Annotated in this window: 26 protein-coding genes and 1 riboswitch; of the genes, 12 read left to right on the top strand and 14 right to left on the bottom strand. The window is 71.4% G+C overall.

Translation table 11 applies throughout. The annotated features are described in order from the left end of the window. Positions 1-17: 17 nt before the first annotated feature. The 4 genes from ACBJ32_RS46110 to ACBJ32_RS46125 form a co-directional block, all read right to left on the bottom strand. Complete coding sequence (locus ACBJ32_RS46110; protein ID WP_375132249.1) at positions 18-425, bottom strand: Zn-ribbon domain-containing OB-fold protein; 408 nt, start codon at positions 423-425, stop codon at positions 18-20. Between the two features lie 140 nt (positions 426-565). Beyond that, entirely contained in the window at positions 566-1,873 is a 1,308-nt protein-coding gene (locus ACBJ32_RS46115) for a S8 family serine peptidase (RefSeq protein ID WP_375132250.1), read from the bottom strand. Further along, positions 1,870-2,475 carry a hypothetical protein gene (locus tag ACBJ32_RS46120; protein WP_375132251.1) on the bottom strand — a complete coding sequence of 202 codons (606 nt, stop codon included), beginning with the start codon at positions 2,473-2,475 and terminating at the stop codon, positions 1,870-1,872. Before ACBJ32_RS46120 ends, ACBJ32_RS46115 begins: the two co-directional genes overlap by 4 nt. Positions 2,476-2,572: 97 nt before the next feature. Continuing rightward, positions 2,573-3,379, bottom strand: a complete 807-nt coding sequence (locus ACBJ32_RS46125; RefSeq protein ID WP_375132252.1) for an S-adenosyl-l-methionine hydroxide adenosyltransferase family protein — start codon at positions 3,377-3,379, stop codon at positions 2,573-2,575. Between the two features lie 116 nt (positions 3,380-3,495). Here ACBJ32_RS46125 and ACBJ32_RS46130 point away from each other — a divergent pair, with 116 nt between their 5' ends. From ACBJ32_RS46130 to ACBJ32_RS46140, 3 genes are read left to right on the top strand one after another with little or no spacing between them, the layout of a single operon-like run. Beyond that, positions 3,496-3,795: a DUF3263 domain-containing protein gene (locus ACBJ32_RS46130; RefSeq protein WP_185100387.1), complete on the top strand. Its 300-nt coding sequence runs from the start codon at positions 3,496-3,498 to the stop codon at positions 3,793-3,795. Between the two features lie 39 nt (positions 3,796-3,834). Continuing rightward, positions 3,835-4,605 (top strand): trehalose-phosphatase, encoded by a 771-nt coding sequence (gene otsB, locus ACBJ32_RS46135; RefSeq protein WP_375132253.1) that lies wholly within the window; start codon positions 3,835-3,837, stop codon positions 4,603-4,605. A gap of 58 nt (positions 4,606-4,663) precedes the next feature. Beyond that, positions 4,664-5,242: a hypothetical protein gene (locus ACBJ32_RS46140; RefSeq protein WP_375132254.1), complete on the top strand. Its 579-nt coding sequence runs from the start codon at positions 4,664-4,666 to the stop codon at positions 5,240-5,242. Positions 5,243-5,251: 9 nt separating this feature from the next. Here the strand turns inward: ACBJ32_RS46140 and ACBJ32_RS46145 are convergent, their stop codons facing one another. After that, the gene (locus ACBJ32_RS46145; RefSeq protein ID WP_375132255.1) at positions 5,252-6,526 is read right to left on the bottom strand and encodes a sugar MFS transporter; all 1,275 of its coding nucleotides are present in this window, start codon (positions 6,524-6,526) and stop codon (positions 5,252-5,254) included. 42 nt (positions 6,527-6,568) lie between these two features. Next, on the bottom strand, positions 6,569-7,993 hold the full coding sequence (locus tag ACBJ32_RS46150; RefSeq protein ID WP_375132257.1) for a trehalose-6-phosphate synthase: 1,425 nt from the start codon (positions 7,991-7,993) through the stop codon (positions 6,569-6,571). A 31-nt stretch (positions 7,994-8,024) separates the two neighbouring features. Here ACBJ32_RS46150 and ACBJ32_RS46155 point away from each other — a divergent pair, with 31 nt between their 5' ends. From ACBJ32_RS46155 to ACBJ32_RS46180, 6 genes are all read left to right on the top strand, one after another. After that, on the top strand, positions 8,025-8,579 hold the full coding sequence (locus tag ACBJ32_RS46155; RefSeq protein WP_185100392.1) for an RNA polymerase sigma factor: 555 nt from the start codon (positions 8,025-8,027) through the stop codon (positions 8,577-8,579). 79 nt (positions 8,580-8,658) lie between these two features. Further along, positions 8,659-8,800, top strand: a riboswitch (SAM riboswitch). 13 nt (positions 8,801-8,813) lie between these two features. Then, positions 8,814-10,049 carry a threonine synthase gene (thrC, locus tag ACBJ32_RS46160; RefSeq protein WP_375132258.1) on the top strand — a complete coding sequence of 412 codons (1,236 nt, stop codon included), beginning with the start codon at positions 8,814-8,816 and terminating at the stop codon, positions 10,047-10,049. A 24-nt stretch (positions 10,050-10,073) separates the two neighbouring features. Beyond that, the gene (locus ACBJ32_RS46165; RefSeq protein WP_375132259.1) at positions 10,074-10,349 is read left to right on the top strand and encodes a MoaD/ThiS family protein; all 276 of its coding nucleotides are present in this window, start codon (positions 10,074-10,076) and stop codon (positions 10,347-10,349) included. Between the two features lie 243 nt (positions 10,350-10,592). Beyond that, complete coding sequence (locus ACBJ32_RS46170) at positions 10,593-10,793, top strand: cold-shock protein (protein WP_068927743.1); 201 nt, start codon at positions 10,593-10,595, stop codon at positions 10,791-10,793. Between the two features lie 328 nt (positions 10,794-11,121). After that, entirely contained in the window at positions 11,122-12,750 is a 1,629-nt protein-coding gene (gene groL / locus ACBJ32_RS46175) for a chaperonin GroEL (RefSeq protein ID WP_375132260.1), read from the top strand. 149 nt (positions 12,751-12,899) lie between these two features. Continuing rightward, positions 12,900-13,226, top strand: coding sequence for a hypothetical protein (locus tag ACBJ32_RS46180; RefSeq protein WP_375132261.1), 327 nt, complete (start codon positions 12,900-12,902; stop codon positions 13,224-13,226). Between the two features lie 37 nt (positions 13,227-13,263). Here ACBJ32_RS46180 and ACBJ32_RS46185 read toward each other — a convergent pair whose 3' ends face one another. Further along, a complete protein-coding gene (locus ACBJ32_RS46185; RefSeq protein ID WP_357893534.1) occupies positions 13,264-13,794 on the bottom strand; it encodes a YbhB/YbcL family Raf kinase inhibitor-like protein in 531 nt (176 codons plus the stop codon). A gap of 64 nt (positions 13,795-13,858) precedes the next feature. Beyond that, positions 13,859-15,859, bottom strand: coding sequence for a HelD family protein (locus tag ACBJ32_RS46190; RefSeq protein ID WP_375132262.1), 2,001 nt, complete (start codon positions 15,857-15,859; stop codon positions 13,859-13,861). Between the two features lie 129 nt (positions 15,860-15,988). On the opposite strand from ACBJ32_RS46190, the gene ACBJ32_RS46195 reads away from it, so the two are divergent. Continuing rightward, the gene (locus tag ACBJ32_RS46195) at positions 15,989-16,315 is read left to right on the top strand and encodes a hypothetical protein (protein WP_357893538.1); all 327 of its coding nucleotides are present in this window, start codon (positions 15,989-15,991) and stop codon (positions 16,313-16,315) included. Between the two features lie 203 nt (positions 16,316-16,518). On the opposite strand, the gene ACBJ32_RS46200 is transcribed toward ACBJ32_RS46195, so the two are convergent. From ACBJ32_RS46200 to ACBJ32_RS46210, 3 genes are all read right to left on the bottom strand, one after another. Then, complete coding sequence (locus ACBJ32_RS46200; protein ID WP_375132263.1) at positions 16,519-18,165, bottom strand: DNA repair helicase XPB; 1,647 nt, start codon at positions 18,163-18,165, stop codon at positions 16,519-16,521. Between the two features lie 125 nt (positions 18,166-18,290). Further along, complete coding sequence (locus ACBJ32_RS46205; protein ID WP_357893542.1) at positions 18,291-18,641, bottom strand: hypothetical protein; 351 nt, start codon at positions 18,639-18,641, stop codon at positions 18,291-18,293. A gap of 88 nt (positions 18,642-18,729) precedes the next feature. Next, on the bottom strand, positions 18,730-20,208 hold the full coding sequence (locus ACBJ32_RS46210; protein WP_375132264.1) for an AMP-binding protein: 1,479 nt from the start codon (positions 20,206-20,208) through the stop codon (positions 18,730-18,732). Between the two features lie 306 nt (positions 20,209-20,514). On the opposite strand from ACBJ32_RS46210, the gene ACBJ32_RS46215 reads away from it, so the two are divergent. Further along, entirely contained in the window at positions 20,515-21,867 is a 1,353-nt protein-coding gene (locus tag ACBJ32_RS46215) for a hypothetical protein (protein WP_375132265.1), read from the top strand. Here ACBJ32_RS46215 and ACBJ32_RS46220 read toward each other — a convergent pair. Further along, entirely contained in the window at positions 21,845-24,217 is a 2,373-nt protein-coding gene (locus ACBJ32_RS46220) for a helicase-associated domain-containing protein (protein ID WP_375132266.1), read from the bottom strand. The genes ACBJ32_RS46215 and ACBJ32_RS46220 overlap by 23 nt on opposite strands. A 45-nt stretch (positions 24,218-24,262) precedes the next feature. On the opposite strand from ACBJ32_RS46220, the gene ACBJ32_RS46225 reads away from it, so the two are divergent. Beyond that, complete coding sequence (locus tag ACBJ32_RS46225; protein WP_375132267.1) at positions 24,263-25,198, top strand: hypothetical protein; 936 nt, start codon at positions 24,263-24,265, stop codon at positions 25,196-25,198. Here ACBJ32_RS46225 and ACBJ32_RS46230 read toward each other — a convergent pair. Together ACBJ32_RS46230 and ACBJ32_RS46235 are read right to left on the bottom strand one after the other, a co-directional pair. Further along, a complete protein-coding gene (locus ACBJ32_RS46230; RefSeq protein ID WP_185100404.1) occupies positions 25,191-25,808 on the bottom strand; it encodes a TetR/AcrR family transcriptional regulator in 618 nt (205 codons plus the stop codon). The genes ACBJ32_RS46225 and ACBJ32_RS46230 overlap by 8 nt on opposite strands. An 85-nt stretch (positions 25,809-25,893) precedes the next feature. Next, on the bottom strand, positions 25,894-26,280 hold the full coding sequence (locus ACBJ32_RS46235; protein ID WP_375132268.1) for a hypothetical protein: 387 nt from the start codon (positions 26,278-26,280) through the stop codon (positions 25,894-25,896). Positions 26,281-26,329 lie beyond the last annotated feature (49 nt).

Consider the following 26,329-nt stretch of genomic DNA (forward strand, 5'->3'; position numbering starts at 1 on the left):
CAGCACCGCCACCGCGCTCACGAGGCCCGCCCCCACATCCACACCAGCGGCCCGTCGGCCAGCGGTCCCGAGGTCAGTTCCAGCTCCATGCCCGCCTGCAACTGGTCCGCCGTCAGGTCCTTGACCTGGCCGAGCACCACGATGCCGACCTCGTCGAGCTCGACCGCGGCCAGCGTGACCGGCACGTACGGCTGAGCCGCCACGAACGGGGGCGGCGGCGGGTAGCAGGCGTTCGTGTACGACCAGACGCGCCCGCGTCGCGGCAGGGGGAGCACCTGCATGTCCGTGCCCGCGCAGCGCGGGTTCGGGCACGATCCGCGCCGGGGCGGGAAGCAGACCGTGCCGCAGCCGGCGCATCTGGTGCCGAGGAGATGGACGCCGTCCTCGGGGGAGATGGCGAACCAGCCGTCGATGGCGTACGTCATAGCCGGAGTATCACACAAGCGCTTGCTAGGTTGAATCCCTCGCGCGCCGATCGCGGGAGATCGCCTTGGTCGCGCGGGCCCTGTCCGGGCCGCTCAGATCGGATCCGGCCTTGGTCACCTTCGGGCTCCGCCTGGGCCGCTCAGTCTGGATCCCGCCGGCGACCGCCGTGCCGCAGCACCACCCGGGCCGACATCACCGCCATCAGCAGCACCATGCCGGCGACCACCGGCGTCCTGGAACCGGGCGCGGGCCCGGCGCCGAAGTACGGCCCCGGCCGCGGCGGGCTGGTCGCCGGCACGTCGAGCCTGTCGGCCTCGCGCAGGGCGAGCAGCGCGTTCGCCACGCCGTGCCCGTAGGCGGGGCTGTAGCCGTCCTCGGGCCGCCGCCTGGTGCCCCGCTCGATGGCCATCCGGACGTGGTACGGCGACAGGTCGGGGTGCGCCGACCTGATCAGGGCCGCGATGCCGGCGACCATGGCGGCGGCCGAGCTGGTGCCGTCGCCGACCACGTACGAGTCGCTGCCGTCCGCGGTGACGATCTCCGTGCCGGGGGCGACCACCGACACGTAGTCCTGCTTGTTGGAGAAGGCCGCCACCTTCATCCGCCGGTCCACCGCGCCCACCGCGATCACCCCGGGGTAGGCGGCGGGGAAGTTCTTCCTGTTGCCGGCGTCGCCGTCGTTGCCCGACGAGGCCACCAGCACGGCGCCTTTGCCGATCGCGTACTGGACGGCTTCCTCCTCTGCCGCCGACCCCTCCCACGCGCCGCTGCCGCCGCCGAGCGACATGCTGATCACGTCGGCGCCGTGGTCGGCCGCGTACCTGATGCCCGCGGCCAGGGCGTCCCGCCAGCCCGAGCCCGAGCGCTGCTTCTCGCGCCGCGGGTCGCCGTTCTCCAGCGTCACCCTGATCGACAGCACCTTGGCGGCGGGCGCCACCCCGAGGACACCGCCCTTGCGGCCGTCACCGTGCCCGCGCCCCGCGATCAGGCTGGCCATGGCGGTGCCGTGCGGCCCCCACGCGCCCTTGCCGGCACCCGCCGCGCCGGCGTCCGGGCCTGTGCCGGTCGCGGGTGCGTCCGGCCGCGTTGTGCCGGTGGCGGCGCCGGTGAGGTCCGGGCCCGGGATGACGGCGCCCTGCAGGTCGGGGTGGCGGGCGTTCACGCCGGTGTCGAGCACGGCCACCACCACGCCCTCGCCCCTGCTCGACCGCCATGCCTCGGGCAGCCGCAACGCGCCGAGCTGCCACTGCCCGGCCCGCGCCGCCTCGGCCACGTCGTCCGCCCCGGGGGCCTGGCCATCGTCGTCCGCCCACGAGACGGGGCCGGCGGCGCAGGTCACCAGCCCGGCCAGCAGGAGGACAGGCAGAGCGCGCCTTCCCCGCAGCCCAGCGCCAGCGCCACGTCCGGCAGCGCCGGGGCCTCGTGCGGCGCCGTCGGACGTGCTCATCGGACCAGCGCCTCGTGCAGCGCCGTCGCGAGCCGCCGCGCGGCGTCGCGCAGCCGTGGCGTGACGCGGTCGCCCGGCTGGTACGCCCGCCCGTCCGCGTACCCGGCGGCCGTCGCCACCATGTACCGCTCCCCGGACCCGACGACCACGCCGGTGAAGTACTGCCGGTCGCCGAACCGCTCGGCCGGCCCGCCGGGGAAGGCCGCGGGGCGCACGGTGGCGGGCCGTCCCGAGCCGTTCCGGCCGGGGCCGGGCGCGTCGAGCACGGCGATGCCCACGGTGACGACGAAGGTCTGCGTGCTGTCGGCGTACGTGGCGCGTAACGCGGTGCGGCAGCCGGGGCGTACCGCGGCGGGCTGGAAGGCGACCCGGCAGGGCGCCTCGGGGGCGACCCCGGTCAGCACGTACGTGACCCTGGCACCCGAAGGGCTGTGGCCGGGCACCGCGGCGGGGAACACCCGGACGACCGGCCAGGCGTGCCAGCGCTCGGAGACGGGCGGCGCCGGGGTGGGCCAGACCATGGAGACGAGGGAGAGCAGCACAACGGACAGGTGGTACACGGCGACCTCGAACGGAAGGGGAGGGACCTCCGATCTGCCCATGCATTCTGACATGCGAGTGCGCGGTCAATCCGACGCTTCGGTAAACAGACCGATACGCGGAGTAGTTACGGATCTGCGGCTTTCCGCCTATTGAGGCCTACGGAGTGGGTGAAAGTCGCACATGTGCTCCGGGTGGGAGCCCCAGCCGCTGCGCCGCGTCACCGGAGTTGACCGCGATCGCGATCAGCCCGGCCGAGTCCGCGAAGGCCACCAGCTCCCCGGGCGGCACCGCCGCGTACGTCTCCCGGTACGGCAGCGCGAGCTGCCGCCGCCCCAGCCACACGCCCAGCGTGTCGCCCACCCGCACGCCCAGCGCCTGCAGGTCGCCGGCCGCGATCGAGAGCTGCGTGTTGCCGTAGCGGTCCACCGAGACGACCTCCCCCTCCACCGAGCCGTCGCGCAGCAGCGAGGTAGGCTCGGGCAGCGAGACCAGCCGGTCCAGCGGCACCTCGGGCCCCAGGTCCGCCGGCCTCAGCCCCCCGCACAGCCGCCCCGCGACCGGCGAGAACACGTCGCGCCCGTGGAAGGTCGGGGAGACAGGGTGCAGGAAGTGATCGGGGTTCCTGATCTCGTACGCCGCCCGCGCGCCGCCGCTGGCGTGCACGGCCCACGACAGCAGCCCGTTGTCGGGGCCGATGAACACCCGGCCGCCCGCCTCGACGGCCACCGCGCGCCTGGCGCCGCCCGCGCTCGGATCGACCGCGCCGATGTGGATGCCTTGGGGGAGATAGGGGATGGTCTGGGCGAGAACCGCCGCGCCGCGCCGTACGTCGCCGGAGGGGATCAGGTGGCACACGTCGATCACCCGCGCCTCGGGGGCTATGCCGGCGATCACCCCATGACAGGCCGCCACATAACCATCCTCGAGCCCATAGTCGGTGAGGAGCGTGATGACTGAGGTCACATTTCGTGACTGTACGTCTCTCAATCCGCCGTGAACAGCCGCACTCCGCACATTACGATGGCCACGGGCCGCGTGCGGGCGACGTGATCGTCCCCGCCCCTTTCGAGGAGGACACCATGGGAGCACCGCTCAGCGGTGACAATGCTGCCCAGGAACCGTCCCGACAACCACTCTCGGACCGCGAACTCGAGCTCCTCGCCTTCGAGCGCCAATGGTGGCGCTACGCGGGCGCGAAGGAGCATGCCATCAAGGAGACCTTCGGGTTCTCCGCCACCCGCTACTACCAGCTGCTCGGCGTGCTGATCGACCGGCCGGAGGCGCTCGAGCACGACCCCATGCTGGTCAAGAGGCTGCGCAGGTTACGGTCCACGCGACAGCGTGACCGCGCGGCCAGAAGGCTTGGCATGCGCCCCTGACGTGCTGGGTACGGCAGGCGCGTGAAGAACATCCCTGGAATGGAAGCGATCTTGAGTGATCCGGCCGGCGCCGTGATCGGGCTCGACTTCGACGGCACCCTGTCGCCGATCGTGCCCGACCCCGCCAAGGCCGTGATCCACCCGAAAGCGCCCGAGGTACTCGCCGACCTGGGCGCGCACGTCCTCGCGGTGGCCATCGTGACCGGGCGTCCCGCGGCCACCGCACTGGAGCTCGGACCCGGCCTGGCCGACGTGCCGGGGCTGGTCGTGCTCGGGCACTACGGTTTCGAACGCTGGGAGGGCGGGCGGATCTCCGCGCCCCCGCCCCCGCCGGGAGTGCCCAGGGCCGAGGCCGAGCTGCCGCTGCTGCTCGACTCGCTCGGCCTGAGCGGCGTGGCCGTCGAGGACAAGGGCCGGGCCGTGGCCGTGCACACCAGGCGCAGCCCCGACCCCGAGGGCGCGCTGGCCAAGCTGCGCGAGCCGCTCGCCGAGCTGGCCGACAAGCACGGCCTGGTGATCGAGCCGGGGCGGATGGTGCTGGAGCTGCGGCCGCCCGGCATGGACAAGGGGCAGGCGCTGAGCCTGTTCCTGGCGGAGCGGGCGGCGAGGTCCGTCATGTTCGTGGGCGATGATCTGGGCGATCTGGCCGCGTTCGACGCGGTACGCGCTTCCGGGCTGCCGGGTGTGACCGTGTGCAGCGGGTCCACCGAGGTGACCGCGCTGGCCGAGCGGGCCGACATCGTGGTGGACGGGCCCGAGGGAGTGGTGGCGCTGCTCGCCGAGCTGGCCTCGGCCTTCACCCGTACGTGAGAGCCGCCTTCAGTCGTTGGTGAGTGATCTGCAAGTCGCGTTCCCTAGGGTCGGCGGCATGCACAAGCGTTGTCTCGCCGTCGTGGCCGCCACCGGGGTGGCCGCGGCCACCCTCCTCTCCTCCTCTCTGCCTGCCGCCGCCGCCCCCGCCCAGCCGCTCACGTTCAGGGGCATGACGCTCTACGTCCCGATCCAGTGGGAGGTCCACCGGTTCGGCGCCGACGCCGTCCAGGTGGTCACCGGAAAGTGCGGCAAGGCCAGGGGGTGGAGCACGCCGGAGTGCGACTCGTTCTACCTCCTCGGGCCGAAGCTCATCAAGATCGGTGCGGAGGGCTGGGGCCCCTACACCGGCAAGCGGCCCTTCTACACGGCCAGCGACGTGCAGCCCTGCCCGTTCGACGACAAGTACGGCGAGATCATCGGGCCCAAGGTCAGCCGGGGGCTGCGCCAGGTCGGGCCCGGGCACAAGGCGGCCTACAACGCGTGGCAGGCCAAGTGCGTCTCCTACTCCAGCACCAAGGTGTACAAGCGCTTCACGCAGCGCGAGTGGTACCTGCCGAAGTCGAAGATCCTCGTCGTGGACCAGTGGAACACGCCGGGCCTGTCCGACACTCTCAAGCACGCCGACTGGAGGTAGAACCCCGGCTCACGCGCGCCGGCCGGGGACGAGCACGCCGGCGACCGCGAGGCCGATGAGCACCGGCACCATCAGGAACGCGTTCCGGGTGCCGTAGCCGTCGGCCAGCGCGCCGAGCACCAGCGGCCCGATCGCCATGGCGGCGCCCGCCCAGACGGGTGAGGCCGCCGCCGCCAGGTCGGCCCGGTCGCCCGAGCCGGCGATCAGCGCGGCCAGCGCGAGCGGGAAGTGCAGGGCGGCGCCGAGCCCGCAGATCACCAGCCCGGCGTAGGACAGCACCGGGTGGCCGCTCGTCCAGAACACCAGCCAGCCGGCCAGCGTCAAGCCCAGCGCCCCGGCGAACAGCGGCCCCCGCGCCAGCCGCAGCGCGAGCTGCGCCCCGGCGAACCTGCCCGCCGCCATGCCCGCGATGAACGCTGTCAGCCCGGTGGCCGCCGCGGCCGTGGACAGCCCGGTGCCGATGGCGAGCAGCTCCGCCGCCCACAGGTTGAACGTGAACTCCAGCGCCACGCAGCAGAACAGCACCAGTCCCGCCAGATGGAACCGCCAGCCCACCCGGGCCCCGGTGGCGGCAGGGTCAGGCATGGCGACCTCCCCGGCGGCGGCAGGACCGGTGGCATGCCCGGTGGCAGGGCCGGGGCCGGCGCCGGTGGTGGCGCCGGTGGTGGCGTCGGTGGTGGCGCCGGGGGTGGCGGAGCCGGTGGGCCGGTGGCCGGGCCACACCCGTCCCATGGCCAGCGCGAGCAGCACGCTCATGACCGGCGTGGCCAGCAGCGCGGCGCGCCAGCCCAGCGTGCTCTGCCCGACCACGCTGAGCCCGAACGTCATCGCCATGCCCGCCACCACGGCGACCGCGTTCGCCTCGCTCAGCGCGGCGGGCCCGGCGGTCCCGTGGTGGTCGCTGAGCGCCGCCATGGCGGTGTAGAGCATGACCGAGCCGAAGCCGCCGGCCACGCCGTACCCCAGCAGGGTCAGCGGCAGGGCGTCGGTGGCGAGGATCGTGAGCATGCCGGCGTTCATCCCCGTCAGCCCGATCCAGCTCGTCGCGCGCCGCCCGTACGTGCGGGTGAGCAGGGGGAGCAGGAGCCCGGCGGCGATCGTGCCCGCGGCCATGGAGGTGCCGTGCAGGCCCGCCACGGTGGCCGAGGTGCCCTGGTCGGCGCGCAGCAGCGGCAGGGCGGCGCTGAGGCCGTACACGAAGGTGGCGAAGGTGCTGAGCTGGAGGTAGATGAGCCAGGTCGGGCGGTCTCTGATCAGACGGTCGGGCGATAAGGCCGTGGTCACCCGGCAGCCTCCCGGTGATCGGAATGACCTTGCCCTCCCATGTTAGGTGAGGGCTTCGAGCTGGGTCGCGAGCCACTTCTGCGGCGGCAGGGCGGTGGCGGCGGCGTGCAGCTTGTCGCGGCGCGTGCGGCGCTCGTCCTCCGGCATGACCAGCGCGGCGTGCAGCGCGGCGGCGGTGCCGCTGATGTCGTAGGGGTTGACCACGAGCGCGTGCGCGCCGAGCTCGGCGGCTGCGCCCGCCTCGCGCGAGAGCACCAGCGCGCATCGCGGCGACAGGATGGGGCCCTCCTTGGCCACCAGGTTCATGCCGTCGCGGATGGGGTTGACCAGCAGCACGTCGGCCATCCGGTACGCGGCCAGCGAGCGCGGGTAGTCGTCGTTGACGTTGAGTATCAGCGGGTCCCAGTCCTCGGTGGCGTACTCGTCCTCGATCTGCCGGGCGCAGCGCTGCACCGACGCGGTGTACTCGCGGTATTCGGGCAGGTCGTGGCGGCTGGGGTAGGCGAAGGCCAGGTGCACGACCCGGCCGTGCCACTCGGGGTGCGCGGCGAGGAACTCGCGGTAGGCGATCAGCCCGCGGACGATGTTCTTCGACAGCTCGGTGCGGTCGATGCGGACGATCAGCTTGCGGTCGCCGACCTGCTCCCGCAGCGCGGTCATGTGCGACTCGACGTCGGGCTCGCAGGCCCGCTGCCACAGGGCGTCGCCGTCGACGCCGAGGCTGTGCACGCCGATGCGGGTCGTCCTGCCCTCGTAGGTGACACTGCGCCCCACCCGGTCGGCCTCCGCGCCCAGGAGCCGCTCGCAGCAGTCCATGAACGCCTGCGCCCACCTGTCGGTGAGGAACCCGGCGTGATCGGCCCCCAGGATGCCTTCCAGGACCTCGCCCGCCACGTCGTCGGGCAGCAGCGAGAAGTACTCGGGCGGCGCCCACGGGGTGTGGCTGAAGTGGGCGATGCGCAGGTCGGGCCGCTCGGCGCGGAGCATGGCGGGGGTGAGCGTCAGGTGGTAGTCCTGCACCATCACGCGGGCGCCGTGCCCGGCCTCCTCGGCCAGTGCCAGCGCGAACGCGCCGTTGTAGTCGCGGTACGACTCCCACTCGCGCGCGAACCTGGTGCCGAAGTTGGGCGAGTTCGGGATGTCGTAGAGCAGGTGGTTGACGAACCACAGGGTGGAGTTGGCCACGGCGTTGTAGGCGCGGTGGAAGATGGCGGGCGGGATGTCCAGCATGCGCAGCGGGCCGGTGTCGTAGCCCGCGTGGTCGATGCGGCCGCCGGTGGCCAGGCGGACGGCGCTGCGGTCGCCGTCGGACAGCGCGGCGCAGACCCAGAGCACGCCGTCGTCCTTGGCCACGCCCGACAACCCCGAGACGAGGCCGCCGCCGCCGCGTCGCATCGTCAGCTCGCCGTCGTCGGAGACGGTGAAGGAGACAGGCCCTCTGTTGGAGGCCAGCAGGACGCTGTTCATCTCGGCTCCCTTCGATCATAGGATCCCAGCTATGGCGCTTGATGAGCTAACCGAGGAACTCGCCCGCTCCGCTGCTGCGGGAGATCATCGCGCACTTGGCGAGCTCCTCGCGCGGATTGAGCCGGATGTGATGCGACACTGCGCCCGGATCCTCCCCTATCACCAGGACGCGGAGGAGGCCTCGCAGGATACGTTGCTGGCGGTGGCGCGCAACATCGGGCGGTTCGAGGGGCGGGCCAGGTTCAGCACGTGGCTGCACATCGTGACGGCCAACTGCGCGCGCACCACGTACCGGTCGCTGAAGCGCAGGGCGGCCGAGCAGACCTCCGACGAGCTGCCCATGCAGAAGCCCGACGCGCGGCGGGTCAGCGTGATCGCGGGGTCGCGGCTCGACCTGCTCGACGCGATGGAGGCGCTGGAGGCCGACAAGCCCGACCTGGCGCAGGCGCTGGTGCTGCGCGATATCGTCCAGCTCGACTACAACGAGGTGGCCGAGCAGCTCAACATCCCGCTGGGCACGGCGAAGTCCCGGATCCATCAGGCCCGCAAATACGTGCAGGGCGTGCTGGGCGAGGACTATCGCTGAGACTGCTTGTCTCACATCTTGAGACGGGTGGTAATTTCGGCCACTTAAGCGGGTAGAGTCCAGTTCAACAACTGCATATTGCTCATCCAGAGGGGTGGAGGGACCGGCCCTGCGAAGCCCCGGCAACCCTCCCGGCTTTCGACTCGCGACCTGGCGAGGCCGACCGGGACAAGGTGCCAATTCCGGTTCGCGGTCAAGGTGGCCGCGGGCGAAGATGAGGGAAGGCCTCGCTTCATGTCGCTTGACTTTGGTCCTGCCGCCGCTCTGTCCTGCCGCGAGTGCGGCGCCCGTTACCCGCTGGGCCCGAGCTTCGCGTGCCAGGAGTGTTTCGGGCCGCTGGAGGCGGCCTACGACTTCGGTGACGTGACCCGCGCGGAGATCGAATCGGGTCCCGCGAACATCTGGCGTTACCGCTCGCTGCTGCCCGTCCCCGCGGACGTGGCCAGTAAGCCCAATATGAACCCCGGCTGGACGAAATTGGTCAAGGCCGGAAACCTGGGTCGCGCGCTCGGCATCAAGTCCCTTTACGTGAAGGACGACTCGGGCAACCCCACCCACTCCTTCAAGGACCGGGTGGTGGCCATGGCCGTCGAGGCGGCCCGCAACTTCGGCTTCCACACGCTTTCCTGCTCCTCCACGGGCAATCTCGCCGGCGCCGTCACCGCCGCCGCCGCGCGGGCCGGGCTCGACGCGTGCGTGTTCATCCCGGCCAACCTCGAGAAGGCCAAGATCGCCATGGCTCGCGTGTTCGGCGGGCGGCTGATCGGCATCGACGGCACGTACGACGAGGTCAACCGGTTCTGCTCGGAGCTGATCGGCGACCCCATGGGCGACAAGTGGGGCTTCGTCAACGTGAACCTGCGGCCCTACTACGCCGAGGGCTCCAAGACGCTCGCGTACGAGATCGCCGAGCAGCTCGGCTGGCGGCTGCCCGAGCAGATCATCATCCCCATCGCCTCCGGCTCCCAGCTCACGAAGATCGACAAGGGCTTCAAGGAGCTGGTGAAGCTGGGCCTGGTGGAGGACACCCCGTACAAGGTCTTCGGGGCGCAGGCCGCCGGGTGCTCGCCCGTGTCCACGGCCTACAAGGCCGGGCACGACGTCGTGCAGCCGGTCAAGCCCGACACCATCGCCAAGTCGCTGGCCATCGGCAACCCCGCCGACGGGCCGTACGTGCTGGACATCGCCCGGCGCACCGGAGGCGCCGTCGAGGACGTCACGGACGCAGAGATCGTGGCCGCGATGAAGCTGCTGGCCTCGACCGAGGGCATCTTCGCCGAGACCGCCGGCGGGGTCACCGTCGGCGTGCTGAAGAAGCTCGCCGAGAGCGGGCGGCTCGACCCGGAGGCCGAGACCGTGGTGCTCAACACCGGCGACGGGCTCAAGACGCTCGACGTGCTCACCGGTGAGGCCGTCGAGCCCACCGCCGTGATCAGGCCCTCTCTCGACGCGTTCCGCGCGACTGTCTGACAACCAGGAAAGGCGATTAGAACCATGAGCGTTTCTGTGCGGATTCCCACCATTCTGCGCACGTACACCGGGGGGAGCGCGGAGGTCAGTGGCGAGGGCGCGACTCTTCGTGACGTGCTCGCCAAGCTCGACTCCGACTACCCGGGGATCGGCGCGAGAATTCTGGATGAATCGGGCAAGATTCGCCGTTTCGTCAACGTTTACGTTGGGGAAGAGGACGTCCGTTTCGCCGAGGGGCTCGACACTCCCGCCCCTGACGGCACTCAGATCTCCATCATCCCGGCGGTTGCCGGCGGCTGAGCCCCGCAGACCACCCTCTTGAAGGCGCCCCTAGTGGGCGCCTTCTCCTTTTCCCGGCCAATTCAACGTTGAACGACCCCTACTGCGAAGAAATAGGCAGTTTGCGGATTGACTCTGTTGCCAAACCCCTTGCCACAGGTATGGTCGAGGGCGATCGTCTGGCTGCTTTTCCGTTAAGTCATACGATTACAGGTCCCGCGGAGGAATGGGCGAGATCTGGGAGACCAGTAAGAGGAGTCGGAAGTGGCGCAGGGCACCGTCAAGTGGTTCAACGCGGACAAGGGCTACGGCTTCATCGCGGTAGACGGTGGTAAAGATGTATTCGTCCATTACTCAGCGATCATGATGGACGGGTACCGCTCTCTCGAACAGGGGCAGCGTGTCGAGTTCGAGATCACGCAGGGCCAGAAGGGGCCGCAGGCGGAGTCCGTCCGAGCGGTCTGAACGTCCAAGCTGGTATGCACCAGGCGGGATCGCGCGGCAACGCAGTCCGCGCGAGCCGTCACCTCTCATTCGCCGACTCGCGTGCGGCGAGCCGCTCCGCGCGGCTCGCCGTACCGACTGACTGACCTGGGCGGGAATGCCGGGCGGGGTGGCGTTCGCTTGCACTCGGCAGGGTAGAGTGCTAAACAGTTCGTTGGCACTCTGTGCAGCAGAGTGCCAACACTGGATCGGGACGACGGGGTCTGCCGAACGGAGATGCTGACCCATGCCGTCGCGGGCGTCGGCTCGGTCCACGACAAGCCACCCTGCATCTGGGAGGTCTAGCCTTATGGCAGCCAAGATGATCGCGTTTGACGAGGACGCCCGGCGCGGTCTCGAGCGCGGTATGAACCAGCTCGCCGACGCCGTCAAGGTGACCCTCGGCCCCAAGGGCCGCAACGTCGTGCTGGAGAAGAAGTGGGGCGCTCCCACGATCACCAACGACGGTGTGTCCATCGCCAAGGAGATCGAGCTCGAGGACCCTTGGGAGAAGATCGGCGCCGAGCTGGTCAAGGAAGTCGCGAAGAAGACCGACGACGTCGCCGGCGACGGCACCACGACCGCCACCGTGCTCGCCCAGGCGCTGGTGCGTGAGGGCCTGCGCAACGTCGCCGCCGGCGCCAACCCGATGGCCCTGAAGAAGGGCATCGAGGCCGCCGTCGAGCGCGTCAGCGAGGAGCTCTCCAAGCTGGCCAAGGACGTGGAGACCAAGGAGCAGATCGCCTCCACCGCCTCCATCTCCGCCGCCGACGCCGAGATCGGCTCGCTCATCGCCGAGGCGATGGACAAGGTCGGCAAGGAAGGCGTCATCACCGTCGAGGAGAGCAACACCTTCGGCCTGGAGCTCGAGCTCACCGAGGGTATGCGCTTCGACAAGGGCATGACGTCGATGTACTTCGTCACCGACTCGGACCGCATGGAGGCCGTGCTCGAGGACCCGTACATCCTGATCGTCAACAGCAAGGTCTCGGCCAATAAGGACCTGCTGCCGCTGCTCGACAAGGTCGTGCAGTCGGGCAAGCCGCTGCTGATCATCGCCGAGGACGTCGAGGGCGAGGCCCTGGCGACCCTGGTCGTGAACAAGATCCGCGGCCTGTTCCGCTCCGTCGCCGTCAAGGCGCCGGGCTTCGGCGACCGCCGCAAGGCGATGCTGAACGACATCGCGATCCTGACCGGTGGCCAGGTCATCGCCGAGGAGGTCGGCCTCAAGCTCGAGACCGCCACCCTCGACCTGCTGGGCCGTGCCCGCAAGGTGGTCGTGACCAAGGACGAGACCACGATCGTCGACGGCGCCGGTGACGCCGAGCAGATCTCCGGCCGGGTCAACGAGATCCGCGCCGAGATCGAGCGCACCGACTCCGACTACGACCGCGAGAAGCTGCAGGAGCGGCTGGCCAAGCTGGCCGGCGGCGTGGCCGTGATCAAGGCCGGTGCGGCGACCGAGGTCGAGCTGAAGGAGCGCAAGCACCGCATCGAGGACGCCGTGCGCAACGCCAAGGCGGCCGTCGAGGAGGGCATCGTGCCCGGCGGTGGCGTGGCGCTGCTGCAGGCCGGCGCGAAGGCGTTCGACAAGCTGGAGCTGAACGGCGACGAGGCCACCGGTGCCGCCATCGTCAAGAAGGCGCTGGAGGAGCCGCTCAAGCAGATCGCGGTCAACGCCGGTCTCGAGGGCGGCGTCGTGGTCGAGAAGGTGCGCAACCTCACCCCGGGTGAGGGCCTGAACGCGGCCACCGGCGAGTACGTCAACATGTTCGAGTCGGGCATCATCGACCCGGCCAAGGTGACGCGCTCGGCGCTGCAGAACGCCGCCTCCATCGCGGCGCTCTTCCTGACGACCGAGGCCGTCATCGCCGAGAAGCCCGAGAAGACCCCCGCCGCCCCGGCCATGCCGGGCGGCGGCGGCGACATGGACTTCTAGGTCTTTTTCTCGCCGCGCGGACGAAGAGCGGCCCGGGTTTTTCCCGGGTCGCTCTTGTTTTGTTTAGGTGCTATTACGTTTCACAATTGATCAGTTACCTGGAGTGAGGGAAGGTGGTGGCGTTTACACCTCGACCGAAGGAGCAAACAGTGCATTTCCGCAGCAGGAGAATTCTCGGTATCACCGCCCTGACCATGGCCGCCGCCACCACCGTGGCCGCTCCCGCGCACGCCGGCGACGACGCGGGCATCATGGCGGCCGGGGAGGTCGAGGCCGACACGAAGGCCTGGTTGCACGTGTACGCCGATGACGAGGGGCCCCAGGTGCGCCTCATCGGCGAGCCGATGCGCGACGTCGTGCTCCCGCGCGAGCTGTGGTTCCCCCTCTGCACGTCCGAGCCCGATCTCCGCATCCCGATCGTCAGCGACGTGCTGCCACGGCTCATGGGCTGCCCGGCGCCCGCACCGGAGGGCTGAGGCCCGGGTGCCGGTCAGGCACCCGGCGACGAGCGGCTCAGACGCCGTAGAGGGCGGTGACGTGGCCCCGGGCCAAGGTGTTGGCGGTGATGTTGAAGCCCACCACGGCCGGGCTGGCGTCGCTGTCCACGCCGAGCTTGTCCACGCCCAGCGCATGCACCGTGAACACGTAGCGGTGCGGGTCTCCGGGGGGCGGGGCCGCGCCGCCGTACGCCTTGGTGCCGTAGTCGTTGCGGGCGTGGACCGCGCCGTCAGGCAGGCCCTTGAAGTCGGGGGCCGTGCCCGCGCCCGCGGGCAGCTCCGTCACCGAGGCAGGCAGGTCGAACAGGACCCAGTGCCAGAAGCCGCTGCCCGTGGGGGCGTCGGGGTCGTAGCAGGTGACGGCGTAGCCGCGGGTGCCCTCGGGGGCGCCGGACCAGCGTAGGTGGGGGGACTGGTTCTGGCCGCTCATGCCCCAGTCGTTGAACACGTGGAGATCTGCGAGCGTCCGGCCGTCCTGGATGTCGTCGCTCTCGACCGCGAGCGCGGGCACCGGCGGCAGGAACTCGTGGGGAAGGGGTGCGGGCACGGCATCCTCCTGGAGTGAGTAGCTGCTTGCTCGACCATCCTAGAAGCGGCCGTGCCCGCGTCCGTCATGCCACGAGCTGTGCCGGCAGAGCCTTCTCGTGCAGGACCGTCAGGGAGGTCACGGCTCGGGTCAGCACGACGTACAGCCGGGCCAGCCCGCGCGGCTCGGCCGAGACGATGTCCGCCGGCTCGACGACGATGACGTGGTCGTACTCCAGACCCTTGGCCAGCGTGGCCGGGACGATCAGGAGGCGGTGCTCCTCGGCGGAGTCGGGGTCGAGCACGGCGTGCGGCAGGCTCGCCAGCGCCGCGGAGACCTCCCCGACCAGCGCGTCGGGCACGATGACGCCGATGGAGCCCTCCTTGGCGAGCGCCTCCTCGGCGGCCTGCGCCACCGCGAGTCCCTGCCGGACGGTGAGCGAGCCGGCGCCGGGGCGCAGCGAGCGCGGGGCGGCCAGGTCGGGGGCGATGGAGGGGAGCAGGCGGGCGGCGTAGTCGAGGACCTCGCGGGGCACGCGGAAGCCGAGCGTCAGCTCCGTCACCTCGCCCTCGCGCTGCCCGAGGTGCTCGAGCACCGACTCCCACGAGCTGGTCGACCACGGCGTGGTGCCTTGAGCGAGGTCGCCGAGCACGGTGGCCGAGCCGTTGCGGCAGCGCCGGCCCAGCGCCCTGAGCTGCATCTCGGACAGGTCCTGGGCCTCGTCCACGACGAGGTGGCCGAGCGAGGGCGTGCGCTCCATGAGGTCGCGCAGCTCGTCGAGGAGCGCGGCGTCCGCCGCCGACCACTTCGCGGACTTCCAGCTCCGGTACGGCTTGCGCCAGACCAGCGTCTCCTGCTCCTCGGCCGACAGATCGCCCTTGGCGGCCTTGGCGAGGAACTCGGGGTCCGACAGCAGCCGGTACAGCACCTGCTCGGGCGTCAGCTTGGGCCACACCGCGTCCACGAGCTGCTTGACCGGCTTCGACCTGGCCACCGCGTCCTGCACCCGGTCGTCGGGCGACTCGCCGCGCTGCTCCATCCTGACCAGCACCATGTGGGCCAGGCGCTGCGCCAGCGCGGCCCGGCCGGGGTTGTAGCGGGTGGTGCCGCGCAGGGAGGCCACGATCTCGCGCACCTCGTAGTCGGCCACCCGGTAGCGGTAGGCGCCCTTGGTGAACACCACGCCTTCCGACGGTTTCACGATGTGCATCCAGAGGGCGCGTTCGAGCACCGCCGCCATCCTGGCGTCGCCCTTCACGGCCGCGACGAGCGGGTCCTCGGGCGCCGAGTGCTCGCCGAGCAGGCCCGCCACCGTGGTCTGGTCGACCTTGACCTCGCCGAGGGCGGGGAGCACGGAGGAGATGTAGGACAGGAAGGCCCGGTTGGGGCCGACGATCATGACGCCGGACCTGGCCAGCCGCTCGCGGTGGGTGAACAGCAGGTAGGCCGCGCGGTGCAGGCCGACGGCGGTCTTCCCGGTGCCCGGCGCGCCCTGGACGCACACGGTCTGGGTCAGGGTGGAGCGGACGATCTCGTCCTGGTCGGGCTGGATGGTGGCCACGATGTCGCGCATGGGGCCGGTGCGCGGGCGCTCGATCTCCTCGGTGAGGATCTTCGAGGGGCCGATCTCGCCGCCCTCGCCGAGCGGCTCGTCCTCGAACGCGGTGAGCTCGCCGCCGTGGTAGCCGAAGCGGCGGCGGCGTACGATGCCCATCGGGTCGGCGGGGCTGGCCTGGTAGAACGCCCGGGAGACCGGCGCCCGCCAGTCGATGACCAGCGGCTTGCTGCCGCCGTCGTGCACGTGGCGGCGGCCGACGTAGATCGTGCCGGGCAGGTCGTCACCCGCGGCGCGGTCGAGGCGGCCGAAGAACAGCGGGGTGTCGGGGTGGTCGGCCAGTGCGGCCACGCGCTGGTCGAGCAGCGACTGGAGGATCTGCTGCGACACCCAGTCGCCCGCCGCGTCGGCGGACAGCGACTGCGCGTGGGCGCGCATGGCCTTGAGCGCGGCCCGGGACTCGGCGAGGTGTGCCTGCTCGGCGGCCAGCACGTCGGTGGGTATGTCCGGGGCCAGCTTGTGGGTGGGCATGCGAAAGCGCCTCCCTGGTTCGAAACGGAGGTGGTCAAAGGCAGCGAATCGGCCAGTCTAGTGGCGACTTCCGCGTGCTTCCAAAGCATTTACCGGCGGGGGGTGGGGTAGGGATAGGAGGTGGCGCGGGTGCAGCTCCGTTTCTCGCCGATCATCCCCACGATCGCGAGCTTCCTGCTCGCGGCGTTGTGGGGACTGTCGGTGTTCGCGGGGTGGGGGCTGGAGGCGTTCTGCGCGGGCGGCGAGGCCGCCACCGCGTGCTCGCAGCGGCTCGGCACGGTCTCCACCGTGTCGGGGCTGTTCGCCGTGCTGGCCGCCTGCTGCACGGTGGCCGCCTGGCTGCTGCCGTGGTCGAGGCAGGACTCGCGGGCGTTCGCGCGCCTGATGGGCGCCGGGGTGCTGGCCTGGATCGTGGCGGAGGGCGTGCTCTTCCTGGGGGGCCTGCTGGTGCGCTGACCTCGCAAGCTGTAACGAACCTGGGAATACCGAAAAATTCGGGCATATCAGGTGCGTTTGCCGGATCATGAGGGTATGTCGCAGGCGGCGTGATAGTACGCAGGTGAGGGGGGTGGTTCGAATGTCGGCCCGCGGAGTCTCGTGGACGTGACGCCACGCTGAATGCCTGGCCGCTCAGGACGAGCGGCCGGGCATCACCACCGTCACACCCCGCCCAGCACGTCGTCGGCGTCGATGATCTGGTACGCGTACCCCTGCTCGGCCAGGAACCGCTGCCGGTGCGCCGCGAACTCCTGGTCCACCGTGTCGCGGCTGACCACCGTGTAGAACCGGGCGCCCCCGCCGTCGGACTTGGGCCGCAGCACCCGCCCCAGCCGCTGCGCCTCCTCCTGGCGCGAGCCGAACGTGCCCGACACCTGGATCGCGACCGTCGCCTCCGGCAGGTCGATGGAGAAGTTGGCCACCTTCGACACCACCAGCACCTGGATCTCCTTGTCGCGGAAGGCCTGGTAGAGCCGCTCGCGCTCCTTCACCCTGGTCTCGCCCTTGATGACCGGGGCGTTCAGGTGCTCGCCGAGCTCGTCGAGCTGGTCGATGTACTGGCCGATGACCAGCACCTGCTCGCCCAGGTGGCGGCGGACCAGGGCCTCGGTCACCTGCGTCTTGGACGGCGTGGTGGCGCAGAAGCGGTAACGCTCCTCGGACTCGGCCATCGCGTACGCCAGCCGCTCCTCGTCCGTCAGCGTCACGCGGACCTCGACGCAGTCGGCCGGCGCGATCCAGCCCTGGTTCTCCATCTCCTTCCAGGGCGCGTCGTAGCGCTTGGGGCCGATCAGCGAGAACACGTCGCCCTCGCGCCCGTCCTCGCGCACCAGCGTCGCGGTCAGCCCGACGCGCCTGCGGGCCTGCAGGTCGGCGGTCATCCGGAAGATCGGTGCGGGCAGCAGGTGCACCTCGTCGTAGACGATCAGCCCCCAGTCGCGGGCGTCGAAGAGCTCCAGGTGGCTGTAGACGCCCTTGCGCCGGGTGGTCATCACCTGGTAGGTGGCGATGGTGACCGGGCGGATCTCCTTCTTGGTGCCGGAGTACTCGCCGATCTCGTCCTCGGTCAGCGACGTGCGCTTGAGCAGCTCGGTCTTCCACTGGTGGGCCGAGACCGTGTTCGTGACCAGGATGAGCGTGGTGGCCTGGGCCTGGGCCATGGCAGCCGCGCCGACGATGGTCTTGCCGGCGCCGCAGGGCAGCACGACCACGCCGGAGCCGCCGTTCCAGAACGCCTCGGCCGCCTCCCGCTGGTACGTCCGCAGCTCCCAGCCGTCCTCGCGCAGCGTGATCGGGTGGGCCTCGCCGTCGACGTACCCGGCCAGGTCCTCGGCCGGCCAGCCCAGCTTGAGCAGGGCCTGCTTGACGTTGCCCCGGTCGCTGGGGTGCACGACGACCGTGTCGTCGCCGACCCGCTCGCCCAGCATCGGCTGGATCTTCCTCGAGCGCAGCACCTCTTCGAGCACGGCCCGGTCGGTGGAGGTCAGGATCAGGCCGTGGACCGGGTCCTTCTCCAGCCGCAGCCGCCCGTAGCGGGCCATCGTCTCGGCGACGTCCACCAGCAGCGCGTGCGGCACCGGGTAGCGGCTGTAGCTGATGAGCGCGTCGATGACCTGCTCGGCGTCGTGCCCGGCGGCGCGCGCGTTCCACAGCGCCAGCGGGGTGACGCGGTAGGTGTGCACGTGTTCAGGCGCGCGCTCCAGCTCGGCGAACGGCGCGATCGCCTTACGGCAGGCGTCGGCCCGCTCGTGGTCGACCTCGAGCAGCAGCGTCTTGTCCGACTGGACGATCAGCGGTCCATCGCTCACTGGCTATCTCCGTGGGGTTTCGGACGGGGGCCTGGCGCAACAGGACCATCGTCTCCTGATCCCGGCTCCCCCGCTCCGAGTCTCCAACAACGGCAGGGCCAGGATTAGTCCTCAGGATCGCCGGGTCACTCGTCGAAGGCGCCGCTGACCCCGAGGGCGACGAACGTGCCGATGGTGAGCACGAAGCCCAGCCCGAACAGCACCCAGCTCCAGATGACCATGGTGCGCGCCGTCTCCGGCTGCGTGCTGGACTTGCTGATGGCCAGGCCGGCCAGGATCGCGCCGGGGATGCCCAGGACGTTGCAGCAGGAGACCAGCGCGAAGAGGTTGAGCACGAGAGAGACGATCGCGTTGGCGCTCGGCCCGTTGCTGCGCGGGGGAGGCGGATAGCCGTAGCCGTACGGCGGGGGCGGCTGCTCGCCGTAGGGCGCGCCATATGGCTGGTACGGATATCCCGACGGGTCACCCTGACTCATGTTCACCTCCAGACAGGTCAACACTTATCACGGAATTGACACGCGTCTGACCGAGAGCACGAGATCACCCTAGATCCACAAGGAGGGCTCAGCCGAGCCGGCTCCGCAGCGCCTTGCGGTCGAGCTTGAGCACGCTCGTCAGCGGCACGGAGTCGACGAAGCGCACCTCGCGCGGGTACTTCACCCGCCCCACCCGCTCGCGGGCCCACTCGATCAGCTCCTCGGCCGTCACCGTAGCATCGGGCCTGAGCTGCACGAACGCGACGACCTCCTCCCCGGTGCGAGGGTCGGGCCGGCCCACGACGCCCGACGCCACGACGTCGGGGTGCCGGTTGAGGGCGTCCTCGACGTCGCGCGGGAACACGTTGAAGCCGCCGCGGATGATCAGGTCCTTCTTCCTGTCCACGATGTACAGGTAGCCGTCGTCGTCCACGCACCCGATGTCGCCGGTCCGCAGCTCCTTGCCGACCAGCGCGGTGCCCTCGGGATCGGGCTGGTGCTCGCCCCAGTAGCCGAGCATCAGCGAGTCGCCGGAGACGCAGATCTCGCCGACGTCCCCCGTCTCCATCGTCTCGCCGTCGCCGTCGCGGATGGTGATCGTGTAGCCGGCCAGCGGGAGGCCGACGCTGCCGGCCCGCCGCCTGCCCGGCGGGTTGAACGTGGTGACCGCGCTGGTCTCGGTCAGGCCGTAACCCTCCAGGATCTGCACGCGCGGCACCCTGCGCTCGAACTCCTCCAGCGTCTGCCTGCCGAGCGGCGCCGCGCCGCAGGTGAGGTAGGCCAGGTCGGGCAGCGGGTGCTGCTCCAGCGGCTCGGCGAGCAGGAGGTGGATCATGGAGGGGACCACGGTGGCGTAGTGCACGCGCTGCTCGGCCGCCAGCTCCAGGAACGCCCGCGGCTCGAACCAGCGCATCAGCACCGCCTGCTGCGGCTCGGTGGCGTGCAGCGAGGCGATCGTGATGATCAGCCCGTACGAGTGCGACAGCGGCACGGGCACCAGCGCGCGGTTCTTGCCCTTCTGGTGGGACAGCTCGAAGGCGTCCTTGGCCACGTGCCACAGGCCGTGGTGGCTGAGCATGACACCCTTGGCCCTGCCGGTCGTGCCGCCGGTGTAGAGGAGCGCGGCCAGGTCGTCGGGGTCGCGGGAGACGGGGCCGCGTTCGGCCGCCCGCTCCAGCTCCGCCGTGTCCACGTGGACGGGGATGTCGACGTTCGCGGCGCGTACGTGGTCCGCCAGCTCGGGCGAGGTGACGATCGCGCTCGCGCCGCTGTCGAGCAGGAGGTGGCGCAGCTCCTCCGGCCCCACCAGGAACACCACCGGCGTCACCACCGCGCCCGCCGCCCACAGGGCCTGGTAGACGATCGGCACCTCGGGGGAGTTGGCCATCATGACGGCCACCCGGTCGCCCGGCCGGATGCCTGCCTCGGCGAAGCCGCCGCACATCCGGCGCGCCCGTTCGGCGAGCGCGTGGCTGCGGTGCCAGACGCCTTCGTAGTACACCGAGTCGTGGTCGTCGAACCGGCTCCACGACTCCTCCGCCAGCCTGCCCAGCGTTTGCTCGGTCACATGCACAACCTGATGCTTGTGAGCAGGCCCAGTCAAGCCTCGGCCCCTTGACTGGCCCTTGTGGAGGGTGTTCTTGTAACCCGTAAACAGGCATAAAGCATCCTCTGTCGCCATTCGTGTTTTCATGATGGTTCAAATCGTGTAAAGGTGGGGTGCCGAGGATCGCAGGCCGGTCCTGGCCGCCTGTCTTCGCAGTTCAGCAGCCGGGTGGTGACGCTCGGTAACGCTGGTGAATAAAACGAAGAAACTCGTTGTCTTGCCATAATTCCTGTAGAAAAGTTTCCAGTTAACTTCCGAGGTGGCTTCGTGACCGAAACGCCTGAACCGGGCGAGATCGAGCTCCACAACATGACGCTCACGGGGAGCCTCATGGCCGTCACCGAGCACCTCCGCGCCGTGGCCGGCCCGGCCACCCGAGACCTGACCAGACGGGAGGCCGACACGCTGCTCCGCTCGTACCTGGAGCCCGGCTGCTTCCCCGACGCGGTGCGCCGCCTGGCCGGCCGCCACCTGCTGGTTCTCGTCGGCGAGCAGGAGACGGGGCGGCGCCTGGGAGCGCTCGCACTGCTGTCGCGCATGTCGCTGGCCGAGAGCACGATCACCGTGCTGTCGCCGGCCGCCGACGCGTACGACCTGCTGACCGGCACCGAGTACGAGCCCGGCCGGGCGTACCTGCTGCACGACTGGATCGTGGCCAGCACCGACCGCACCGAGCTGGTCAACCTGGCGCGCAAGCTGGCCGAGCTGGGCTCGTACCTGGTGATCACCAGGAGCGGCGGGCCGTCGCAGGCGGTCGAGGTGGAGCACGCGTGGGCCGCGCCCGAGCCCGGGGAGCTGTTCGAGCTGTGCCTGAGCACGTACGACCTGCGTGCCGGGCTGTCCGCCGAGGAGCTGGCCCGGGCCAGGGAGGCGGCGCTGACGCTGCCGACGCCCGCCGAGGTCGTCCGTCTCGCCTCGCGCCTCGTGCCCGGCGGCGAGCCCGCCGGTGAGGAGGTGGCGGCCTGGCTCGACACCAAGCCGCCCATGCGCGAGGTGCTGGCCGTGGCGGCGCTGGCGTTCACGCACCGGCTGGCCGAGCCCGCCTTCGACGAGCAGCTCTCCCGGCTCGAACGGCGCTGCCGGGAGATCGGAGGCCGCCCGCTCACCGGCCCGCTGATCGGCGTCGAGGACGGCCTCGTCGGGTTCCGGGCGGCGCACCAGCGCGCGCGGGTGCTCGGCGAGCTGGCCGGCCGGTACGGGTTCTGGCTGTGGCAGCCGCTGCGCGAGTGGGTCAGGTCGCTGCCGGGGCAGGGGCCGGCCGTCCAGGTACGGGCGGCGGCAGGCGTGGCGCTGCTGGCCCGGCACTCGTTGAAGGAGGTCCGGCAGGAGTTCCTGGAGGTCTGGGCCCAGGGGAGCGCGGCCGAGCGGGTGGCGGCGGCCAACGTGCTGTCGTACATGTGCGCCGACGACAGCCTCGCCCCCGAGGCGCTCGGGATCGCGCTGGGCTGGGCGGCCTACCCGGCGGACATCAGGGCGACGACGGCGGCCGTGGCGCTGGGCGCCGGGCTGTCCGTGCGCTACCCCGGCGACTGCGCCCGGCTGCTGCGCCACCTGGAGTCGCTGGGCGGCCCGGCGGCGCCGGTGGCGGCCCAGTCACTCAGAGCCCTGCGACGCCGGTGATGCGGTGCAGGGCGAAGCGGTGCACGGCCGCTCGCGTCTCGTCGTAGGCGGTCAGGTACCCGCCCTCCATCCGCGCCGGCTCCAGGATGCGTGAGGTCGCGTTGCCCTGGGAGTCGAGGTAGCCGATCCACACCCGCACGCCCTGCTTGATCGCCTCCTGCAGCGCCGAGATCGTGGCCGTGGCGGGCCCGCGCGGCACCTGGCCGCCCGGCGCGTCCACTGGCTCCCGCCGGGCCAGGTGGGCGGCGTCGCCGGCCCGCAGCGCGCGTACGGCCGCCACCGCGACCTCGGGATCGAGGCCGTTGGGCGAGGCCACGGCGCGGGCGGGGGCCACCCCCTCGGTGCGCCGGCTCTCGAGCTGCGAGATGATCACGTCGCCGTCGAGCGACTCGGCGACCGGCGCGTACCCCATGGCCCGCAGCGAGTCGACCAGCGCCGCCCTGGACGAGCGGGAGGCGATGACGGTGGGCGCGAGCCGGCGCAGCCGCAGCGCGGCCGAGCGGCGGTCGGCGGTGATCTGGTCGAGCAGCGCGGGGTCGTCGCAGCGGATGTAGGCGCTCGCGGTGCCCACCCGGATCCGCCCGTGCCGCCTGGCCACGTCGGTCACCAGGTACGACAGCGCCTGCGGCACCGGCGTGGCCGAGTGCCGGGCCAGCATCGCCACCAGCTCCTCGCCGCCGTGGCCCGCGTCGAGCGCCCGCCGGATCGAGCTCTCGCTGAACCGGTAGACCGTGGCCCCGCCCTTGGACTCGACGTCGGCGGTGAGCGTCATCCAGCGGTTGAGCTCGCTCGTGAGCGGCCCCGGCGCGACGGCCGTGAGATCAGCCTGCAGCAGCACGTGATCGACGGGCTCCGGCAGCAGCGGCGCCAGCATTTCGGCCGCCCCGCCGCCCTCGACCAGCGCTCGCCCGTGCCCCGACAGCGCGCCCAGCCCTGTCACGCCGACCTGCTCGGCCTCCCTCAGCGTGAAGTCGACGAGCTGCTCGCGCAGCGGGCCGCGGCGGCGCGGCTGCTCCCACGCCAGCCGTTCCAGTACGGAGTCGCGGTCGGGCGCCAGGCCCGGCGCCGCGGCGAGCACGCCCAGCGTGGCCGCCCTGACGCCCGGCGCGGAGGAGCGGCGCAGGTCGGTGTGCAGGGCGTTGAGCGGCCTGTCTCGGTCGTCGCGCTCGCCGACCAGGCCGGGCACCCGGTCCATGTGCAGCCACGTGGCCGCCAGCGCCGTCCACCGGTCGGCGGTGGACCTGACCCGCCACAGGTCGTAGCCGGAGGTCGGCAGCCACTCGCCGTCCACGCCGCCGCCGGCCGCGACCAGCCCGGCCGCGTGCGCCACCTCGACCACCAGCGCCGTCACCCACTCCGGCAGGTCCAGCTCGCCCGCCGCGCGCTTCAGGTCGCGCACGCCGAGCCCGCCGGTACGCAGCACGCCCGGCGGCTCGACGCTCCACCGCTCGCACAGCTCCTCGACGGCCCTGACGAACGAGAACGCCTGCCCCGCCGCCGTACGGTCGGCCAGGGACGGGTCGCGCGTGGCGCCGTGCAGCGGCGGCGGCACGGCCAGCAGGTCGCGGTGCACCCGGCCGCCACGCAGGAAGAGGCCGACCTCGCGGGGCAGCGTCACGCTCTCCTCGCCCGTGGCGGCCAGCAGGCCGCGGGCGAGCAGCTCCTCGATGGGGGAGCGGGCCGACTCGATCCGCACCTCGCGCCTGGCGTTGGGCACGCGGCCGGTCGGCGGGCCCCAGACGAGCTGGTCGAGCGCGCCCCTCGCCTCGGGCGAGACGGACGCGACGAGCGCGGCCGGCTCGGCCAGCGCCGCAGCCAGGCGCTCCTTGCCGGAGCCCGCAGTGCCGGGGGCGATGTCGTCGGCCATCTCGTCGAGCTGCTCGGGCGCGTGGTGCCGGAACGCCTCGGCCGCCCTCGGGCCGAGCCCGGCCGGGTCGTCGAGCACCTTGCGTACGCCGGGGCCCAGCTCCAGCGCGTCGTCGGGCCCGTAGACCAGCGCGAGGTCGCGCAGCCTGTCGAGCGCGGCGGACAGCGCGGGCTCCGGATCCCCTGGCTCGCCGCCTCCGGCCGCCCGCGGGTGCGTGGGGTCGCCGGACCCCAGCGCCCTGCCGATGAGGTCGTGCAGCGCGTCCTTCGCGATCGGCTCGTCGCGCACCGCCAGCGTCTCCACGACCGCCAGCGTGAACCGGTCGAGCCGGTCCAGCACCCTGCCGATCGCCGAAGGACTGGCGGCCCGCGAGGCGAGACCCTCCAGATGCGCGGGCACCGGAGTGATCAGCTCGGGACGCGCGGAGACGAGCGCCCGTAGCTGTTCGTCGGTGCGCCCCCTGATCCACTCCGTGAACTCCATCGTTGCCATGGTATGTCCCCCCTGATTGGGGCAGCATTGCTAGACGTGATAGAGCGCGCGGACCAGCTGGTGCTGAACTACGTCTCGAAGGCGGCCGACGCCGCCCACGGCGTGCTCAGGGCCGACCAGCGGCTCGACTTCGCCAGGCGGCTGCGGGCCAGGATCGAGGCCGAGCGGCGCGGCAGCCAGAGCGCGCGCGAGGTGGCGAAGGTGCTGGCGCGGTTCGGCGATCCGGCCGCCCTGGTCGAGCGCGAGGCCAGGAGGCTGGCCGAGCAGGGGGTCCCCACCAAGCGAGACCTGACCCCGCTGGGCGCGTCGGCCGCCCCGAGCGCGCCGGGCGCGGGTGGCTCGGCCGGTGCCGGGCCGACCGGGGGCGGGGCGGCTGTTCCCGGCGGGACGGCCGTGGACGCCGAGTCGGAGGGCCCGGCGGGTACGCGGAGGTTCCCCGCCATCGTGGACGACCGTGACGCGCCGCCCGGCGTCCGCACGTACCGGAGGGTCGCGCAGGAGCGGCTCGGCACGCAGCGGCAGGGCCTCGGGCTGCCGTTCGCGGGGCTGCGCAGGGCGGCCATGTCCAGCGCCAACCCGATGGCCACCGGCGGCAGGGACGCCAGGACCATCGTCAAGGAGCAGCCCCGCGACGTGTCGGCCATCGTGATCCTGGTGGTGGCGGCGCTGCTGGTGCCGGTCGACCTGCCGCCACTGGCGATCTTCGAGGTGCCCCTGGTGGTGTGGGCGGTGGGCGCGGCGCTGGTGCTGTTCAGCGAGAGCTGGGGCCTGCGCGACAAGTTCCTCGGGATCGGCGCGCCGCTGCTGGGTTACTCGGTGGGCGGGGTGGTCATCGGCGGCCTGCGGGTGGGCATCGAGGCCGGGATGCAGGCGTTCGTCCAGCAGTTCTTCGACGTCAGCGGCACGATGTTCATGATCGGCACGGGTGTGGGCGTGGTCTGGCTGGCCTACCGCCTGCTCGACGTCAACTGACCGGCGCCGGGCTGGGCAGCAGGCCGACCGCCAGGCGTACCCAGGCGGCCACGAACTGGTCCTTCTCCGCGTGCCCCGGCAGCTCGCCCACGGTCTCCTGGAACAGCCGGTAGTGCACCACGGAGCCGCCGAGCACGGTCGCGATGCCCGGCCAGTCGAGCTTGACGTCGCGATACTCGGGCTGCGCCTGGAACCAGGTCACGATGGCGTCGAACATCGGCTGCATCAGCCCCTCGCGCACCACCGCCACCAACTCGGGGAACTGGCTCAGGTCGCGGAAGAAGACGCGGGTCAGCTCCGACTCCTCGCGCACCTTGGCCAGACCGGCGCGGCACACGTGGGACAGGCGCTCCTCCAGGTCGACCGACGCCTCCATGGTGCTCAGCGCGGCCAGGCTCTCGGCCACCTGGAGCCGCGTACGGCTGGCGTGCTCGTTGATGGCGGCGGCCAGCACCTCGTACTTGGACTTGAAGTGCCGGTAGAGCCCACCGGCGCCGGGAGACAGCCCTGAGGCGGCCTCGATCTCGGCCACGGAAGTGGCGGAGTAACCCCGCTCGGCGAACAGCCGCAGGGACTCATCGATGATCCGCTCACGGGTCGATCTACTCATATCTACGCTGATACCTCCGTAAGGAGAGTAATCGCTTCCGCGGGCCGCGGTTCAGGCGGCACGCTGCGAAGATCGGACTTTGCACTCAGGCACCCGCGCGCCGGATCAGGCCCGCCAGCGCGGAGCCGGCGATCAGCCAGACGATCGCGGCGAGCCCGTAGTTGACCAGCGCCGTCCAGCGTGGGTCGGCGAGCTGGAAGAGGTTGGCCAGGCCCAGTGACAGCCACGTCGCCAGCAGTTCGACGAGCTGGTACCACAGGTTGCCCGGATTGGCCCGGAAGACCGTGAAGAGCGCGTGCAGCAGCAGGGCCAGCGCGGCCACCCTGGAGGCCAGCCGTACCAGGCCGGCCAGCGTCGTGGCGACGCGCTGCCTGACCGTCACCTGGTGCCCGCCGGGGCGGGCCGGGCGGTGGGGGCGGGGCGGAGCGGAGGAGGCGACGAGCCGGTCGCCGGGCTCAGGGGTGTCGGTCAAGGCCGCTCCTCTCCGATAAGTAACTCCTTTCTTCCCATTTCTCTTGCCG

This window comes from Nonomuraea sp. GTA35, assembly GCF_041950525.1.
Classification (GTDB): Bacteria; Actinomycetota; Actinomycetes; order Streptosporangiales; family Streptosporangiaceae; genus Nonomuraea.